Raw genomic sequence first — 16,627 nt, 5'->3', positions numbered from 1 at the left:
CATGCCGAAGCTAGCGATTTACCGCGTGTTAACTTTGGCGTTCAATGCCGCAATACTGGTTTCGATGGCGCTCAGGCGCTGCGTGAAGGCAGCCAGCGTCTGCGTCAAACCGGAAAGCACCTCTGGAGGCAGCTCTGCGATTTCGGGGCGTGGATGAAAAACGCCGCCCCCGCCGCCTTCCCCGCCTTCAGGTAATTCGTTTGGCCAGCCGCCGCGGAAAAGTGCCTCCAGATGCGTTGGCAATTCATGAATATTGGGGTTATGCGCGCCAAATTTGAGCTTACTAGCAAGAAACTGGGATTCCAGGGAATGCACCCGGTCACGCAGGCGGAACAGCTCGGTTAAGGCTTCGCGACCAGTTCCAAAGCTGGATGCCACCGGCAACTCGGCGGGACCAGGAAAATGCGGCGGGCGATAGACGCCGCCACCGTTATCCGTGGGGCCTGCTGGTAATTCTGCAACGACACTTTTGTCAGGCATGTCATATTCTCCCAATAGGGGTACATATCAACAACACTGTTTAGTGCAAGCAAACTCGGTCATTTGCTTGTCCTAAGCCTAGGGGAAAATCCGGTGTTTTCAACTGTCAGATTTGATAGTTGGCAGGAGGCCATGGAACATGCCTGGGAGACAAGGAACGGGCGTTTCTCCGGTCCGAAATGCCAGAGCCGACCGCCCCCGGGTCGCTTATTTGCTTCCCGGCGGCTAGCTGCTTTTCAATCAAGTTTTCAATCAAGAACTGGCATGGAGAGATGTGTCTCAGTTATCAGCGATTTTCCGGGCGTTGCTATTGCGCTGGTTTTTAACCCAAAGGAAACGAGAGAACTGGTCGATCCTGCCTGTCGCTTTGCCGATGGTGAAATCCGCCCCCATCATGTTGTTGTATTGCTGCGGCAAGAACTCTGCCAGGAATAGATAGCCGCCTCTGACCATGGTGGTCGGTGCACTGTTGCCTGCGCCATCGCTGCCATTGATTCTTCCCGCATAGTCTTTCGGCCCGCGCGTCACCACATCGACAAAGGTATTGGCGAATTTTGTCATCTCCAGACTTGTGATGCCGTAGCGGCCGGTCGCATACGCCCGGTAAAAGCCGGCTATATCGAGACTGCCGTGGTTGTTGTCTTCGCCGCTTCTGTCGGGCAAGGTATAGCCCCAGTCATAGACATCGTTGCCCTTCTTGCTCTTATACGAGGTCACGCCTGTCGCAAAAAAAGAAGCGATGCTAGCGCTGACAATGGCGTTGTATTTTGTGGCCCTGGCCGGGTCGTCGCCAAGAATTTCATGGCAGGCGGCCAGGTTTTGCAGGGCGTAGTTGAACATCATCTGCTGGTTCCACGGTACCGGCAGTCCGGACTTGTAAGGCGATGCGGCCGAAAAATAATACAGGTTGCCACGCGTGAGGTTGAGCAAGGATTTGAAAATGTGCCGGTCCAGGCTGTAATCGGCTTCGGTCACATATTTTTTTGCCCGGCTGTAGTAGTCCGCGCCATAGTTTTTCGGATCGCCGCTGCCGACTTTCAGGTGCCAGATCGATGGCGTCGCCAGGATCAGTCTGGCGCAGTAACCGAGGTGTCCGACCGGATCGCCTTGCTCGCCGCCAGTGCCGATCGGCGTCGTGGAGAGATCGTTCGGCCAGACCGGATCTATCCTACCGGTCCAGATCTTGTGCTGGCCGACCGGCGCCGGCGCCAGGTCGTTACGTTCTGACAGTACGCTGTCGCAAAACACCAGCATTTTGTCGAGGACGGTACGGTCGCCGTTGATTTCATAGACCAGCCCCATTGCCTTGGTCTGCTCACCGCTGGCGCCCTGGGCCCACTGGTTGCCAATGTTGTCTGTCGCAGGCACCAACGGCTGGATATACGACTTGAAGGAAACCATCTCCTTAGCTGTGACCGGCCCACTGAAGCTTTCGACAACCATGCCGGGGCTGGCGGCGAGATTAGCCGTATAAGCGACTGCGGGAAGGATTGCGGCGCATGCGAACAGGCCGGACAGCATATTTTTCAGCATCGATTGTTTTCTCCGATTGATAGTCAGCACGCTACAGAAACCGGCAAATAAGTAATACACCGGTTGTCCATTCCGAGCTGGATCCAGGTTAAGCCGTCCGTACTCGAACAGGATGCATTAGATGTTTCCAAAAGAAAACATTATCGCACTATATATAGTTCAGAGAAATCCGGGCAAAAATAATGAACACGCCATCTATTGCCCTGCTGGTGTTGTCCCGAGATTGCGGAAAAAATAGCGGACGACGCTCGGATTGGGTTGTTGCTAAAAATTCCAGGTTGAGCGAAGATAAAAACCCGCAAATTCAGGATGCTATATGAGACCGAAATTTGATCGTTTTGGCGTACCTGACGAAAATTTGCGGGCAGCTGAAGAGTCTGTAAAAAAACCAAACAAATATGAGCTCCACGCATATGTCCCTACGCGACATGAAGTGGCAACTCTCGGGGTGAAGGAAATCACCAATATTTTGACTGGATGGATGTGTCACAGTCCGGTGGAGATTATTCCAAGCCGTGCTCAAATAACTGAAGTAAAGCTGGTTTTACAGGAAAGACCTGACGCTACCCAGCTGTCCAAATTAGTGGCTATGTGTGATCACTACGTTCGAGGAGATTGAATGTTATGTGTTCTGCATACTACGCCAGCGTGGCAACAACAACGTGATGAAATTTCTAGCAGGGTGAGCATGCTCCCCACCCTGCTACATCATAAAAATCTCAGTAATGCATGTCAAAAATTAACGTGCGAAATCTGAAGTGTTCTTGATGAAGGTATTCAGATTGGCAATGTTCAGACTACCGAAGCCTGTAGTTGCGTCCCAACCTATAGCCGCCTGACGGCCATAACCAGATACGCCATTATTGCCAGAAGTCACGTCATGCAACAGCGACGAGTTAGTTGATAACTTAAAGTATTTGTAAAAACTCGCAGCAGGAAAACCTAATCCATTATTGTTGGCCGATTGCAAACGTGCCCAGATGCCGGCAAAAATTGGAGCGGCGATGCTTGTGCCACGGAGAGCTACGCTTTGACCGTTCATCGTTATGGAAAACCTCGCAGCATCAAAAGCAATGTCCGGCAGACCGCGAGTAGCTGAGTTGCCGATGACCCCAGCCTGCCAGGCGGGCGCCGGCTCATAACTGCTAAAGCCACCGCCAGTAGCCCACAAGCGCTGCGTGTAATCATAACCACCCTGAGTGCCATAGCTTCCGATCGTGCTCAGCCCATCGTTCCAGACCGTTTCACTGCTATACGCCCCCGCTGATGTGTACAAGGTAGTCCCGCCAACCGCAATCGCGGAGGAAGAGTTCGCCGGCCAGCTGACATCATAGGCAGCTGGATTTGCTGCAACGCCTGGCGAGCCCGAAACATAGCTGGTTTGGCAGTTATAGGCTCCGGCATCGCCTGCTGCGATCGAGAAAGTCTGACCTTGCGCAATAGCCTGTTTGAACACTTGGTCTGTAGCCGCCATGATCCCACTGACATTGGCTCCTGATTCGCAACCGCCAATCGACACGTTGATTACTTTGGCCTGGTTGTCAGTCACCGCTTTGTTGAAAGCAGCAGTAAGGCCGTTGTAACTAAAATCCGGGGACGCATAGAATATCATCTGTTTCACCGCACCACCGGCAGATCCGACAATAGCCTGGCTATCCAGACTCCATTCATCCTGCCCACTCGTGTCGCTATAATTGCTGCCCACCGGACCGGTTTGTACAACATTGGTATTTACACTGGCAAGCTGATTATTCGTGGTAAATGTATTCAAATCGGCAAGCGTCGGAACCACACTTCCTACGACAATAATGGCAACTGTCGTATTGGCCGCCGTTGGCGTGCTACCGGCGTTGTAGATTGCGGATAACTGCATCGGAGCGGGTGTTGCCTCGATTGGACTCGCATTTGGCGTTGCTGTTGCCTGAGGTGTCACACCAGCTTTTGCGTTGGGAAGTAAGGAACTGTATTTATGCGCAATCTCAACGCTTTGCAGTCCAAGAACCGCGTTAACAATGCCACCCAACGCTGAGGGCACTTGCGCTGCATCTGTATTTGCAAAAACCTTTCGGCCGTTATGCTGAAAGCTCTTCAACCCAGTGTGGAAACCGTTCTGTACTGTAGCTGCCGTGCCGTCGGCCGATATCAATTGCCGATTGTCTGAAACCACGATATTGATGAAACCCGATTTGCGCAGGTGCGCAACCACTGTGGCCACGTCTTTTTCCGTGGGAGCATATTTTTCTGCGAACTGAGCTGGTGTCAGGAATTTGCCATAGGACGCGGTGCCAGGCGTATGCTGGTCCTTCAGAAACTGGTCCAGCATTGCTTCGTTATGCAAATTCAAACTGACGGTGACATGTACCGGTTCGCCTTGCGCCAGCGGCACTGCTGATTCCGCCGGCGTTACTACGTTGGCACTGGCCGCCAGGATTTTTTGCTTGGCTATCACATGTGGCAAAAACGCTTGGGTTTTGGTGCCGACCCACGTGTCGTTGCTTGTAGCAACGGCATGTACGGACATGGATACAAGCGCCAGAGACAATGCAACTGACAATGTCGAAGCCTTGCGGACAGCAAAATTTTCTACTTGTTTTTTCGAGTACATATGCTTACTCCTCCTGATTGGAACAAACAAAGGACGCCACAGCCCCGCACGGCAATCAGCAATGTGGGTTGAGGGACGCTAGGATCTGCATCACCTGCCGTGATGCAGTGAATAACGGATGTCAGTCCGTTAACGGGATGGCGGCAGCGCTAACGCTGTCTGCGCCGGAAATTGGAGGGCGGTGGCATGGCGGCTTCGTCTGAAGACGCGTTCGGGGGAGTGAGAATTTGATTGAGTCTGGTGCGAATCATCTTGCTTTCCCTTTTGAGGACTAACTGCAGCATTTACTCTTTTGAAGTAATAGCGTGTAAAAACAATATTCACATTTCTATTTTTTTGCGCACTGACCACAAGAAAAATATCAGCGCCAGCTTCAACAATGATTGCATTCGAATTGCATTCAACATCACAGCCTAGACAGGTCTGTACAGTCACTGCGAGTAAATAATATGACGGTTATTTCCAGATGTAAACGAAGCGTGCTTCATCCATTTGACATTCAATAAATGCCATTGGAATCAAATGCAATACCGCCAAATGTTACGCATGAGTTTTTCCAAACCTCCATTACCAAAAAGAGTGCAATTGAAATGTCTAACTGAGTAAACCAATGTTCAATTTCTGTTTATCGGCGTTTAAAATTTTTTGTATCGCTTTGTAACCGATCTCAAAATACCTGACGCTGATTTTGGCAGGTCGCCTTGTTCTCATGCGCCGAAGACGGTTCTTTCTCCCTTCCAACCGTTGCAGCCGGCTTCTGGTAGCATGTCGGACACCTAGGCATTGACATCTGATACGGAGAGAAACACCCATGAGCGTGACCACTAAATGGATAGACATCGAATCTGGCGACGGTACGTTCGGCGCTTACCTGGCTATCCCGCACACAGGCAAGGGCCCGGGCATTGTGCTGCTACAGGAAATCTTCGGCGTCAACGAACACATTCGCTCGGTTGCCGAGCAATATGCCGCCGACGGCTATATGGTGCTGGTGCCAGACCTGTTCTGGCGCGTCGGGAAGCACATTGAACTGGCCTATGACGACGCCGGCTGGAAGCGCGCGGTCGAACTGATGAATGCGACCGACGTCGCCAAGGCGCTGGCCGACATCGCGCTGACCGTTGCTGCGCTGAAGACGCAGCCCGGCCTGGAAGGCAAGATGGCGGTGATCGGTTATTGTTTCGGCGGCATGCTGGCGTATAACACTGCGGCCAACGGCTTGGTGGATGCGGCGATTGCCTATTACGGCGGCGGCATCCAGAACCAGCTGCAACGCGCCGACGAGATCACGGTGCCTCTGCTCATGCATTTCGGCGCCGCCGACAAGCACATTGCGCTGGACGCGGTACAAAGCATTGCCGAACGCTTCGAAGACAATGATGATGTAGAAGTCCACGTCTATCCAGGCGCGGAACACGGCTTCAACTGCTCGCACCGTTCCAGCTATAACCAGCGCGCAGCGGCGGAGGCGCATGGCAACTCCCTGACTTTCCTGAGTGATCATCTGTAACAAGCACCTGTAGCATACATATATAACAAGCTCCTGTAGCGCCTGTTTGACGGCGGCCAGATTCGGTCTGCGCCGCCGCTCTTGCAACATCGATAGCCCGCGACGGTTAATGCTGCCGAGGCCAATGTTTATATCCCTGATAACTTTGCAGGAATATTTTCGTAGCACCACAATATTCCTTGTTGTCAAACGTCTCCAGTGCCATGAACCCAATATCCCCCACCCTACCCGCGCAGTTCTCCCGCTACCAGAAATTTGTGGTCGGGATGCTGGCCTTCCTGCAATTTGCAGTCATCCTTGATTTCATGCTGATGTCGCCGCTGGGCGCGGTGATCATGCCGGCCCTGGCAATCAGTCCGAAGCAGTTTGGGCTGGTGGTTTCTGCCTATGCTTTCAGTGCCGGCGTCTCGGGGCTGCTGACGGCGGGTTTTGCCGACCGCTTCGACCGCAAGAAGATCCTGTTGTTCTTTTATACCGGTTTCATCGTCGGTACATTGTGGTGCGGCCTGGCGCAAAGCTTCGAGATGCTGCTGCTGGCGCGTATCGTTACGGGACTGTTCGGCGGCGTCATCGGCTCTATCGTGCTGGCGATATCGACAGACCTGTTTCCACCTCAGATGCGTGGTCGCGTGATGGGGCTGATCCAGACTGCCTTCGCCGCCAGCCAGGTGCTGGGCATCCCTGTCGGCCTGTATCTGTCCAACCGCTGGAACTGGCATGTGCCGTTCCTGGCGATGGCCGGTCTCGGCCTGTTCGGCGGTCTCTTCGTGGCCTGGCGCATGCAGCCTGTCGCCGCGCATCTTGGGCTGCCGCAGGAACATAGCCCGTGGATGCATCTGTTCCACACGCTGACGGAGCGGCGTTACCTGATGGCCTTCGCCACGACTTCGCTGCTGACCACCGGCGGTTTCATGCTGATGCCCTTCGGCAGCGCCTATGCGGTCAACAACCTCGGCATCGGCCTGCATGACTTGCCGACGGTCTACCTTGTCACCGGACTGTGCACCATCTTCATTGGACCTATGATCGGCAAGGCCGCGGACGCCTTCGGAAAATTTCGGGTGTTCATATTCGGCACGGCGCTGTCGATCCTGATGGTGTTGATCTATACCCACCTGGGGCCGACCTCCTTGCCGGTCCTGATCGTCGTCAACTCCGTTTTGTTCGTCGGTATCTTCTCGCGCATGATTCCTTACCAGGCGCTGGTGTCGTCGGTGCCTACGGCGACCCAGCGCGGCTCGTTCAGCGCCATCAGCGCCTCTATCCAGCAGCTGTCCGGAGGCATCGCATCAGTCGTTGCCGGTCACATTGTCACAATCGGGGTGGATGGCAAGCTGCAGCACTTCGACGTGCTCGGCTACGTGCTGGTGGCAACCTCGCTGACAGCCTTGCTCCTGCTCTGGCGCCTTCAGCGTAGCATCAGCAACACGGCGGCGCTCCAGGGAGCAACCGCTCTTTAATTTCAGTAGCAAGATTGAAACAGGGCGGCTAGCAATTAATCGCCCTGCTCCTCCATCACCTGCAATGAAGAGCAAAAATATCCGTCTGCAGCAAAAAAATATTGAAATATTAATTAAACGTAGAAATACGAATTAAGCGTTGAAAACAAAGGGAACAAAAAGCAACGCCACCCTGAAACTGCATTAACGCGGTGATACCAGTTCTCGGTATGATTGCGTCAATGATGAATTTTCAAAGCCTAAAGTTCCGTATCATCGCGTTGGGCGTTACGCTAGTCGTCCTCGGTATCGGTTTGCGCCTTGTTTTTGCCCTGCCTTTCGCACAAGACCAGTTGCGCGATCTGGCCGCATCCCAGCAATTGTCGATTGCTTCCTATATTGCTCACGATATCGACCACAGCATCGTCGCGCGCCAGACGCTGATTGGTGAACTGGCCGGGATATTACCGCCCGCTTTGGTGCGGCGCCCGGACGAACTCACTGCATGGCTAAAGGAGCGAGAGCGCCTGAATCCGCTATTCAATGGCGGACTGCTGGTGATCCATCCCGATGGCAATGGCACGCTGGCAAGTTATCCCGCTGCGACCGGTCGCGAGGATCTGGATTTTTCCGGGCGGGAGTGGTTCCAGGCGGCCTTGAAGGCCGATGCTCCGGTAATGAGCCGGCCGCAGCGTGAGCAAGCGGGCGGCGATCCGATCATTATCATGGCCGCGCCGGTACGCGACGCCAGCATGCGTGTCGTTGCCGTGCTGGCGGGCGTGGCGTCGCTTGATGCCCCCGGCTTTCTCGATCGACTGCAAGAAAACCAGCTTGGCGCGACCGGCGGTTTCTTGCTGATTTCGCCGGCGGACAAGCTGTTTGTCGGCGCCAGCGACCCTTCCATGATACTCAAGCCGACTCCTCCGCAAGGTGTGAATTTGCTGCACGACCGCGCCATGGCCGGTTATCGCGGCGTCGGCGTCACCGTCAATGCGGAGGGTGTAGAGGAATTATCGGCCATGGCGAGCGTACCCAGTACCGGCTGGTTCGTCGTCGCCCGCATGCCGACGGCGGAGGCATTTCGTCCTATCGCAGCGCTACGCGGTTTCTGGTTGAAATCCACCCTGCTGGTTCTGGTCGTTACCTTGGCGATCTTGTTGTTCATGTTGCCACGCATACTGCGTCCGCTCACCGAGGCTGCGCAAGCCATGCGTGAAATGGCTGACGGCGAGTTCGAGCTGCGACCCTTGCCGGTGCGACGCAATGACGAGGTTGGCAGCCTTGCGCTTGGCTTTAACTATCTGGTGGCGCGCCTGAGAGAGAAAGAAGCTGCGCTCAGGGCAAGCCAGGACCGCATGGAATTCATGGCGCATCACGATGCATTAACCGGTTTGTTTAATCGGCCGATGCTGGAGGATCGTTTGCAACAGGCTGTGGCGCGCGCCGAACACAACGGCACGCGCTTCGCGCTCTTGTTTTGCGACCTCGACGGCTTTAAGCCAGTCAACGACAGATACGGCCACAATGTCGGCGATGCGGTGCTGGTTCAAGTTGCTACGCGCTTTTCCGAAGGGCGCAGGCAAATCGACACGGTGGCGCGCCTGGGTGGCGATGAGTTCGTGATTTTGCTCGCAGACCTCGACGATGCGCACCTCGATGCGGTTAGCGTGGCGCGGCATTATCTGGCGACGATCGGTGCTCCTTACGATGTCGGCGGCATTACTTTCACCTTGAGCATATCGATTGGCATCGCCTTGCCGCAAGGCCCCTCACTCTCCGGTTCGCAGATATTGTCGCAAGCGGACATGGCGATGTATCAAGCCAAACGGGCAGGCAAAAACCAGTTTTGTCTGTTTGACGAGGAGACCGGAGATTGTGTTGCTGAACCATCCTCTGCCGCACAAGCGCTTGATGTCCCTACGCGCGCCGCCTGAAAATGGGCCAGCCACGACCGTTTAAGCTTGTAAGGGCTTGAGATCTCCCAGCAGCGTCGGCACCAGCTCGGAAACGGTGGGATGAATGTGCATTGCGCGCTGGATAGTCGTGTAAGGCGCGCCGGCATACATGATGTCGAGAAGCGAATGGATCACCTCATCGCCCTCAATCCCGAGTAGCATCGCACCAAGGATTTTCCTGGTCTCCGCATCCACCAGCACGCTCATGTATCCCTGGGTTTCACCGCGTTCACGCGCGCGCCCTACCCTTGCCATTTGCATGGTGCCGACCAGCGCCCGGCGGCCGCTGGCGATTACTTCGCGCTCGGTCATGCCGATCCTGGCAAGCGGCGGGTCGATGAACAGCGCATAGGCCGGGATACGGTCGGCGACGCTGCGCGATGCATGATCGAGCAGATTGGACGCCACAATTTCATAATCGTTGTAAGAGGTATGGGTAAAAGCGCCGCGGCCATTGACGTCACCCATGGCCCAGATCCCGGCTACGCTGGTGGATAGCTTGTCATCCACCACGATATAGCCGCGCGCATCGGTCTGGATGCCGGTTGTTTCCAGGCCGAGATCACCAGTATTGGGGACGCGGCCAGTCGCCAGCAGCAAATGCGAGCCCGATATCTCGTGCAGAGTCTCATTGTCGTCCACCGTCAGCACCAACGCGCCGTCGCGCTTTTCGACACGCTGGATCCTGGCAGCGAGCTTGATGTGTATACCTTCACCTTCCAGTATGTCTCGGATGCGTGCCGACACCTGCTCGTCTTCACGGCCAATCAGACGCGGGCCGCCCTCTATCACAGTGACCTCGCTGCCGAAGCGGCGATACATTTGGGCGAATTCCAGTCCGATGTAGCTGCCGCCGACAATCAGCAAGTGCTGCGGCAGGAAATCCACCTCCATCATGCCGGAATTGGTCAGGTAGTCGATCTCTGTCAGGCCCGGCAGATCAGGTACCGCGGCGCGGCCACCGACATTGATGAAAATTTCATCCGCTTCCAGCAAGTCACCGTTGACGCGTATCGTGTGTGGTCCCTCAAAGCGGGCATGTCCCTCGATCACCGTCAGGTTTTGCGTGTTCCTGAGCCATGTGGCGACGCCTTCATTGGATTGCTTGACGATCAAATCCTTGCGCGCTTTGACGAGCGCCATGTCGACATTTACGGGGCTGTCGATCAGCACACCGAATTCGGCGCTGCGCCGCGCCATGTGCGCCACCCGAGCGCTGGCGATCAGGGTCTTGGTCGGTATGCAGCCGTTATTGACGCAGGTGCCGCCAAATCGCTTGCGTTCTATGATGGCGGTCTTGCGGCCGGCTTGCGCCAGCCGTACCGCCAGGGATGGACCGGACTGCCCGGTGCCGATGACAATTGCGTCGTATCGCTGGTTCATGTGTCCTCCGCCTTCGCGTTGATCAAAGGAAGTTGCATCATGCAGATTGCCGCTGAGAGATAACGCAATCCTGCGCTACCTCTTTACTATCACCCATTCTACGTGCAAAGACGATATTGAAAACCATGGGCGCGTCATTATCGAACGTCAGGAACAGCCCGGCCTTGCCGGCATATGGCCAAGCGTCCGATACGCCCCAGTGTCGTGGCACATCGGGCAAAGCCGTTTCTCGCCAAGCGGGTGTAGACTTCTATTCAAGCATACAAACGGACGCGTATTATGAAAGTTGCTCTCGGACAGTTTGCCGTCAGGCGGGAATGGCAGGAAAATGTAAAGACTTGCATCGATTTGATGGCGCAAGCACAACAGGCCGCCGCTGATCTGCTGGTGTTGCCGGAAGGCGTGTTGGCGCGGGACATTGCCGATCCCGATATTGTGCTCAAGTCGGCGCAACCGCTGGACGGTCCGTTCGTGACCCAGCTTCTGGCCGCCAGCCGTGGTTCTGCCCTTACCGTGGTCATGTGCGTCCACGTCCCGGCCGGGCATGAACGGGTCTTCAACCTGCTCATCGCGATGCGCAACGGAGAAATCATTGCGCAATATCGCAAACTGCATCTGTACGACGCGTTTTCCGTGAAAGAGTCGACCAACGTCAGCCCCGGCGATGCGATTCCTCCTTTGCTGGAGGTTGCGGGTCTCAAGGTTGGCTTGATGACTTGCTACGATGTCCGTTTCCCAGAACTGGCGCGCCGCCTGGTGCTGGACGGCGCCGAGTTGCTGGTTCTTCCATCCGCCTGGCTCAGAGGACCGCTGAAGGAAGCGCATTGGGAGGTACTGGTTACCGCTCGGGCATTGGAAAACACCTGTTATGTCGCTGCTGCCGGCGAATGCGGACCGCGCAATATCGGCAATAGCATGGTGGTAGATCCCCTGGGAGTGGCCGTGGCGCGCGCCGCAGAAGGACCGGCGCTGATTTTCGCCGAGATCGACCCGCTGCGCATCGCCTATGCAAGGAGTGTTTTACCGGTGCTTGAAAACCGCCGGTTTGAAACGCCGCAGCTTTCGTAAGATTATTGATATGCAAACAGCGGAGCGGTAAAAAGCAATCGAAAGCTGCTTTAAAAAGCCGGTCTCTGACAACCGGCACTGTATCTCCATCTCCTCTGGAAATGCGAAGCGAGTGGCGTAAAAGCCACATGCCTTGCACATCATGGATTGTTCGTCATTCCCCTGTAACGACAGCAGGCTAGTCTCTCGCACGACGACTTTCCGTCCCCTGTTTCCTTCCAAAGGTCTTTGATGAACAAGCATTCGCATCCCGTAGTGCGCCGTAAATCTGCGCGCATCGCTTTCGCTGTTTCCGCGCTTTGCGCCAGCTTGGCCGGCGGCCACGCAGCTGCACAAACTGTTGCTCAAGACGTTAGCGCTACCACTACCGGCGGAACAGAGGCTGCGCCGGATAAAGACGGCGGCCAGATAACCACCGTCGAAATTTCAACACGCAAGACGCGTTCAACGGTATCCATGAGCGGCAATGAAATCCAGAAAATCCTGCCTGGCGTGAATCCTCTGAAGGCATTGGAAACGCTGCCTGGCGTCAGCTTCCAGACGGCCGACCCTTGGGGCAACAATGAACAGAACCTGTCGCTGTTCGTGCATGGCTTCAACGGCCAGCAGCTCGGCTACACCATGGATGGCGTGCCGCTCGGCGACCAGCAGTACGGTAACTACAACGGCTTGTCGCCGCAACGCGCCGTCACGAGCGAAAACGTGCGCAGCGTGGTCCTGTCGACTGGCGCCGGCGATCTGGGCACGGCATCCACCAGCAACCTGGGCGGCACCATCGACACCTTTTCCAGCGATCCGCTGCAGAAGTACAACGTCAACGTCCAGCAAACCGTCGGCAGCCACAATACGTCGCGAACCTTTATCCGTGTCGATACCGGTGAATTCGGCGATGGCAACAGCGCCTATTTTTCAGCGCTGCACCATGAAGCCCGTGCCTGGGATTTCAACGGCCGCCAGAGCAACGACCAGTTCAACGCCAAATTCGTGCACGATAGCAGCGCGGGCAGGCTGACCCTGTTTGCCGATTATTCCGACAAGACTGAACCCAACGAAGATTCGACCGTGCATGTGGCAGGCGAAACCAGCGCGCCCTACACGCGTTCCTTCCTGTACCCGAATTTCGCTGCGGCGCAAGCGTATCTGTCGCCGACCGGAGCCACGCCGGCGGCCGATGGCAACAACTACCACAACTATTACAGCGATGCGCAGCGTACCGATTTTTTGACCTACGCCAAATACGAAGCCAATATCAGTCCTGATCTGACCTGGACCAACCAGATCTATTTCCATCATGACGATGGCGTCGGCGTGGTTGCCGGCCCGATCGGCGTGGCGGGCTTGCCGGCGCTGTTCGCGGTGTACTATCCGAACCAGAACCTGAAGCAGGTCTTTGGCAATTCCGGCTACGCCACCCGCACCACCGAATACACCATCAACCGCGACGGCTATATCTCGACGCTGCACTGGGACCTTGGCAACCATCAGATCGAGACCGGTATCTGGCTGGAGCACAACCGTTCGGAGGCCTATCGCCGCTGGTACGCCTTGGATGTCAACAATCCGAGCTCGCCTTACACCCGTCCATCGAATCCGCTGATTACCCAATATGGCAGCGGCATTGACAACAAGGTGGCCCAGTTCCACTTGCAGGATGAATGGAAATTGCGGCCGAACCTGGCGCTGCAAGCCGGCTTCAAGTCCAGCCTGCAATTCGCCGACGGCCAGTTCCCGGTGCAGGAAGCGCCGGCGGCAATCGGTAACGGATCGCAAGCCTTGCCGGTCGGGGAAATCGTGACCAAGAGCTGGTTCCTGCCGGGTGTGGGTGTGCGCTGGGATTTGTCGAAACAAGACCAGATATTCGCCAATATCCAGAAGAACATGCGCCAGTTCGTTACTTACGGCGCAGGCGGCGCATCGCCATGGAGCCTGGCCAGCCAACAGGCGTTCGACCTGTTCAAGTCCACGGCCAAACCGGAAACGTCGATTACCTATGAGCTAGGCTTGCGCGATACGCGACAACTGGACTGGGGCGTCGTCAAAGCATTCGACGGCCAGATCGACCTCTACCATGTGGATTTCAGCAACCGCCTGCTATCGATCAGCCCTACTCCGGTCATCAGTTCGATCATCGGCGGTAACGCTATTTTGGCCAACGTCGGCAGCGTCAAAACCGATGGCGTCGACCTGGCAGGCACCCTGCACTTCGGCAACAACGTCTCGTTCTACGACGCCATCTCTTACAATCACTCCCAATACGAAGACAACTACACGTCGGGCACGAGCGTGGTGCAGACTGCGGGCAAGACTGTGCCAGGGGCGCCTACCTGGATGAATAAATTCGTCGCCACTGCGACCGTGGCCGGAGTTGAAGTCCAGCTGATCGGCGATTTCGTCGGCAAGCGTTATGCGACCTATACCAACGACTTGCATGTCTCCAGCTATTTCCTGATGGGCTTGAACCTGTCAGGCAAGCTGCCGTACATGGGTAGTTTGCTGAAAAATCCGCGCTGGAATTTCAACGTGGCCAACCTGGCTAACCGCCAGGGGGTATTGGAAGTAGTAGTCGGCGCCGCCAGCGGTACTTACAACACCTATCCGATTCCGCCGCGCCAGGCTTTTCTCACTTTGAAGGCTGATTTTTCATAAATCCGGTTGATGGGTCTGCATGCTGGGCTTTCTTCTGGAAAGCCCGGCATGCACAAGCGTTTTTCACCTGGCGATCAAGATGCCGCATCAGCCGACAGTTGTTGTTTGGAGCGTCCGCCCGACAATAGCTGAATCACAACCGCGACCGCAACATTGAGCAACAGCGCCAGAAGACCCGTGTAGACGGTATAACTGTCGCCGCCGAAGTGCAAGGTATGCACAGGCTTGATGCCGTCCGCATAGGCAAGCCAACTGCCACCGGCAATACCCACCGCCCAACCGGCGAGCAAGGCATTCGGTCCGAACCAGCCGAAGAATAGCCCGAAGACCACGGCAGGAAAGGTTTGCAGGATCCAGACGCCGCCCAGCAGTTGAAGATCAAGCGCGAACTTGGTCGGCAAGAAAAGAATGAACACTACCGCGCCGAGCTTGACCGCCAGCGAAACGATCTTGGCAACCTTGGCCTCGCCGGCGGGCGTGACCTCCGGATTGACGTACGGTTTCCAGAAATTGCGGGTGAACAGATTGGCTGCGCCGATCGACATCACCGCAGCCGGCACCAGCGCGCCGATGGCGATAGCCGCAAACGCAAAGCCGCTGAACCAGCTTGGAAACAGTGCATTGAACAGGGCCGGCACTACGTCGTTATTGTTTTCCACCTTGATATGCGCTGCATATGCCATGAAACCCAGCAAGGCGATCAGTCCAAGCAGCACGGTATAGGCTGGCAGGAAAACGGCATTCTTGCGGATGGTGTCGGCGCTCTTGGCGGCAAAAATACCGGTCAGCGTGTGCGGATACATGAACGCCGCCATGGCCGAACCCAGCGCCAAGGTGGCAAACGGCAGGATTTGCGCAGATTTCAAGGTCAGCCCGGTTGCACCGCCTTTGGCGGCGAAAGCATCGCTGGCGGAAGCGAACACCACGCCGTACCCGCCCAGTTTCATCGGCACCAGCACCACTGCGACGAGGACCACGATATAGATCATCAGATCCTTGACGAAAGCGATCAGCGCCGGTGCCCGCAACCCGGCCGAATAGGTGTACAGGGCCAGTATCACGAAGGCCGCCAGCAATGGCAGCTCGCCGCTGATGCCGAGCGCCTTGATCACGACTTCCATACCGATCAGCTGCAGCGAGATGTAAGGCATGGTGGCAAACACGCCGGTCAGCGCAATCGCGAATTCCAGCTTGCGCGAGGAGTAGCGCCCGTAGACGACATCGGCAGCGGTCACATGACCCGCCTTATGGGCGGCATGCCAGAGCTTGGGCATGATCACGAACACGATCGGATACACCAGGATCGTATAGGGCAAGGCGAAGAAGCCGTAAGCGCCCACCGCATAGACCAGCGCTGGGACGGCAATCACGGTATAGGCGGTATAGAAATCGCCGCCGACCAGAAACCAGGTGATCCAGGTGCCGAAGTTACGGCCGCCCAGGCCCCATTCATCCAGATGCTGCCCCTTGTTGCTTTTGCCGCTTTGCCAGCGCGAGGCCCAGAAACCCATCACCGTGACGAGTGCGAAGAAAAATACAAAAACCGACAGCGCGGTCCAGTTGATCTGGCCATCCATTATTCGACTCCCTTTTTCAGGTCGTTGCGATAGACCAGCCAGATGATGAGCGCAGTCAACGGCACCCAGAGAAATTGATACCAGTAAAAGAAGGGAAAGCCGAACAAGGCGGGCAATTCATGGTTATAAAATGGCACCCACAAAAGGCCGATGAAAGGTAATGCTAGTAAATACCGCATGGACCGACTCCTTTTTGACCTGGCAAAATGTTTTATTCGTTTTTCGGAATTTGCCAATTTTCACCGGGGAGGCTTTTCATCGCACCGCGAGTGAATGCGCCGGTATCGTCCAGGGCAATGCCGGCCAGCAACGGATCTCATTATAATACCGTCGCCGATCCTGGGTTTTGTCCATGATATCGGCCCCGTGCCTTGCCCGCGCCGGGCATTTTAGGATAGGCTTGTAGCCGCCCTTTCCCACTTTTAGAACAA

12 protein-coding genes are annotated in these 16,627 nt (G+C 55.8%); 6 read left to right on the top strand and 6 right to left on the bottom strand.

Annotation, left to right across the window (positions count from 1 at the left end; genetic code table 11):
* Positions 1–18 precede the first annotated feature (18 nt).
* Together LT85_RS12345 and LT85_RS12340 are read right to left on the bottom strand one after the other, a co-directional pair.
* Positions 19–480 carry a hypothetical protein gene (locus LT85_RS12345; protein WP_038489136.1) on the bottom strand — a complete coding sequence of 154 codons (462 nt, stop codon included), beginning with the start codon at positions 478–480 and terminating at the stop codon, positions 19–21.
* Positions 481–759: 279 nt separating this feature from the next.
* A complete protein-coding gene (locus tag LT85_RS12340) occupies positions 760–2,013 on the bottom strand; it encodes a hypothetical protein (RefSeq protein WP_038489134.1) in 1,254 nt (417 codons plus the stop codon).
* Positions 2,014–2,329: 316 nt separating this feature from the next.
* Here LT85_RS12340 and LT85_RS26560 point away from each other — a divergent pair, with 316 nt between their 5' ends.
* Positions 2,330–2,632 carry a hypothetical protein gene (locus tag LT85_RS26560; protein WP_156117505.1) on the top strand — a complete coding sequence of 101 codons (303 nt, stop codon included), beginning with the start codon at positions 2,330–2,332 and terminating at the stop codon, positions 2,630–2,632.
* 120 nt (positions 2,633–2,752) lie between these two features.
* Here the strand turns inward: LT85_RS26560 and LT85_RS12335 are convergent, their stop codons facing one another.
* Positions 2,753–4,618: a S53 family peptidase gene (locus tag LT85_RS12335; protein WP_038489132.1), complete on the bottom strand. Its 1,866-nt coding sequence runs from the start codon at positions 4,616–4,618 to the stop codon at positions 2,753–2,755.
* Positions 4,619–5,429: 811 nt separating this feature from the next.
* Between LT85_RS12335 and LT85_RS12330 the strand changes: the two genes are divergently transcribed.
* The 3 genes from LT85_RS12330 to LT85_RS12320 all read left to right on the top strand — a co-directional run bounded on the left by LT85_RS12330 (position 5,430) and on the right by LT85_RS12320 (position 9,501).
* Positions 5,430–6,128, top strand: a complete 699-nt coding sequence (locus tag LT85_RS12330) for a dienelactone hydrolase family protein (RefSeq protein WP_038489128.1) — start codon at positions 5,430–5,432, stop codon at positions 6,126–6,128.
* A gap of 203 nt (positions 6,129–6,331) precedes the next feature.
* Positions 6,332–7,588, top strand: a complete 1,257-nt coding sequence (locus tag LT85_RS12325; protein WP_038489126.1) for an MFS transporter — start codon at positions 6,332–6,334, stop codon at positions 7,586–7,588.
* A gap of 221 nt (positions 7,589–7,809) precedes the next feature.
* Positions 7,810–9,501 (top strand): diguanylate cyclase domain-containing protein, encoded by a 1,692-nt coding sequence (locus tag LT85_RS12320; protein ID WP_216595064.1) that lies wholly within the window; start codon positions 7,810–7,812, stop codon positions 9,499–9,501.
* A 21-nt stretch (positions 9,502–9,522) separates the two neighbouring features.
* Here the strand turns inward: LT85_RS12320 and LT85_RS12315 are convergent, their stop codons facing one another.
* On the bottom strand, positions 9,523–10,905 hold the full coding sequence (locus LT85_RS12315; protein WP_038489124.1) for an FAD-containing oxidoreductase: 1,383 nt from the start codon (positions 10,903–10,905) through the stop codon (positions 9,523–9,525).
* A 279-nt stretch (positions 10,906–11,184) separates the two neighbouring features.
* Here LT85_RS12315 and LT85_RS12310 point away from each other — a divergent pair, with 279 nt between their 5' ends.
* The gene (locus LT85_RS12310; RefSeq protein ID WP_172656975.1) at positions 11,185–11,973 is read left to right on the top strand and encodes a deaminated glutathione amidase; all 789 of its coding nucleotides are present in this window, start codon (positions 11,185–11,187) and stop codon (positions 11,971–11,973) included.
* Positions 11,974–12,204: 231 nt separating this feature from the next.
* On the top strand, positions 12,205–14,619 hold the full coding sequence (locus tag LT85_RS12305; RefSeq protein ID WP_038489120.1) for a TonB-dependent receptor: 2,415 nt from the start codon (positions 12,205–12,207) through the stop codon (positions 14,617–14,619).
* Positions 14,620–14,693: 74 nt separating this feature from the next.
* Here LT85_RS12305 and mctP read toward each other — a convergent pair whose 3' ends face one another.
* Both mctP and LT85_RS12295 read right to left on the bottom strand, forming a co-directional pair.
* A complete protein-coding gene (gene mctP, locus LT85_RS12300; RefSeq protein WP_038489118.1) occupies positions 14,694–16,196 on the bottom strand; it encodes a monocarboxylate uptake permease MctP in 1,503 nt (500 codons plus the stop codon).
* Entirely contained in the window at positions 16,196–16,375 is a 180-nt protein-coding gene (locus LT85_RS12295) for a DUF3311 domain-containing protein (protein WP_038489116.1), read from the bottom strand. The genes mctP and LT85_RS12295 overlap by 1 nt, the downstream gene beginning before the upstream one ends.
* Positions 16,376–16,627 lie beyond the last annotated feature (252 nt).

Source organism: Collimonas arenae (assembly GCF_000786695.1).
Taxonomy (GTDB): Bacteria; Pseudomonadota; Gammaproteobacteria; order Burkholderiales; family Burkholderiaceae_D; genus Collimonas; species Collimonas arenae_A.
The sequence above is the reverse complement of the archived record's forward strand: the minus strand, read 5'-3'. Positions and strand labels throughout refer to the sequence as shown.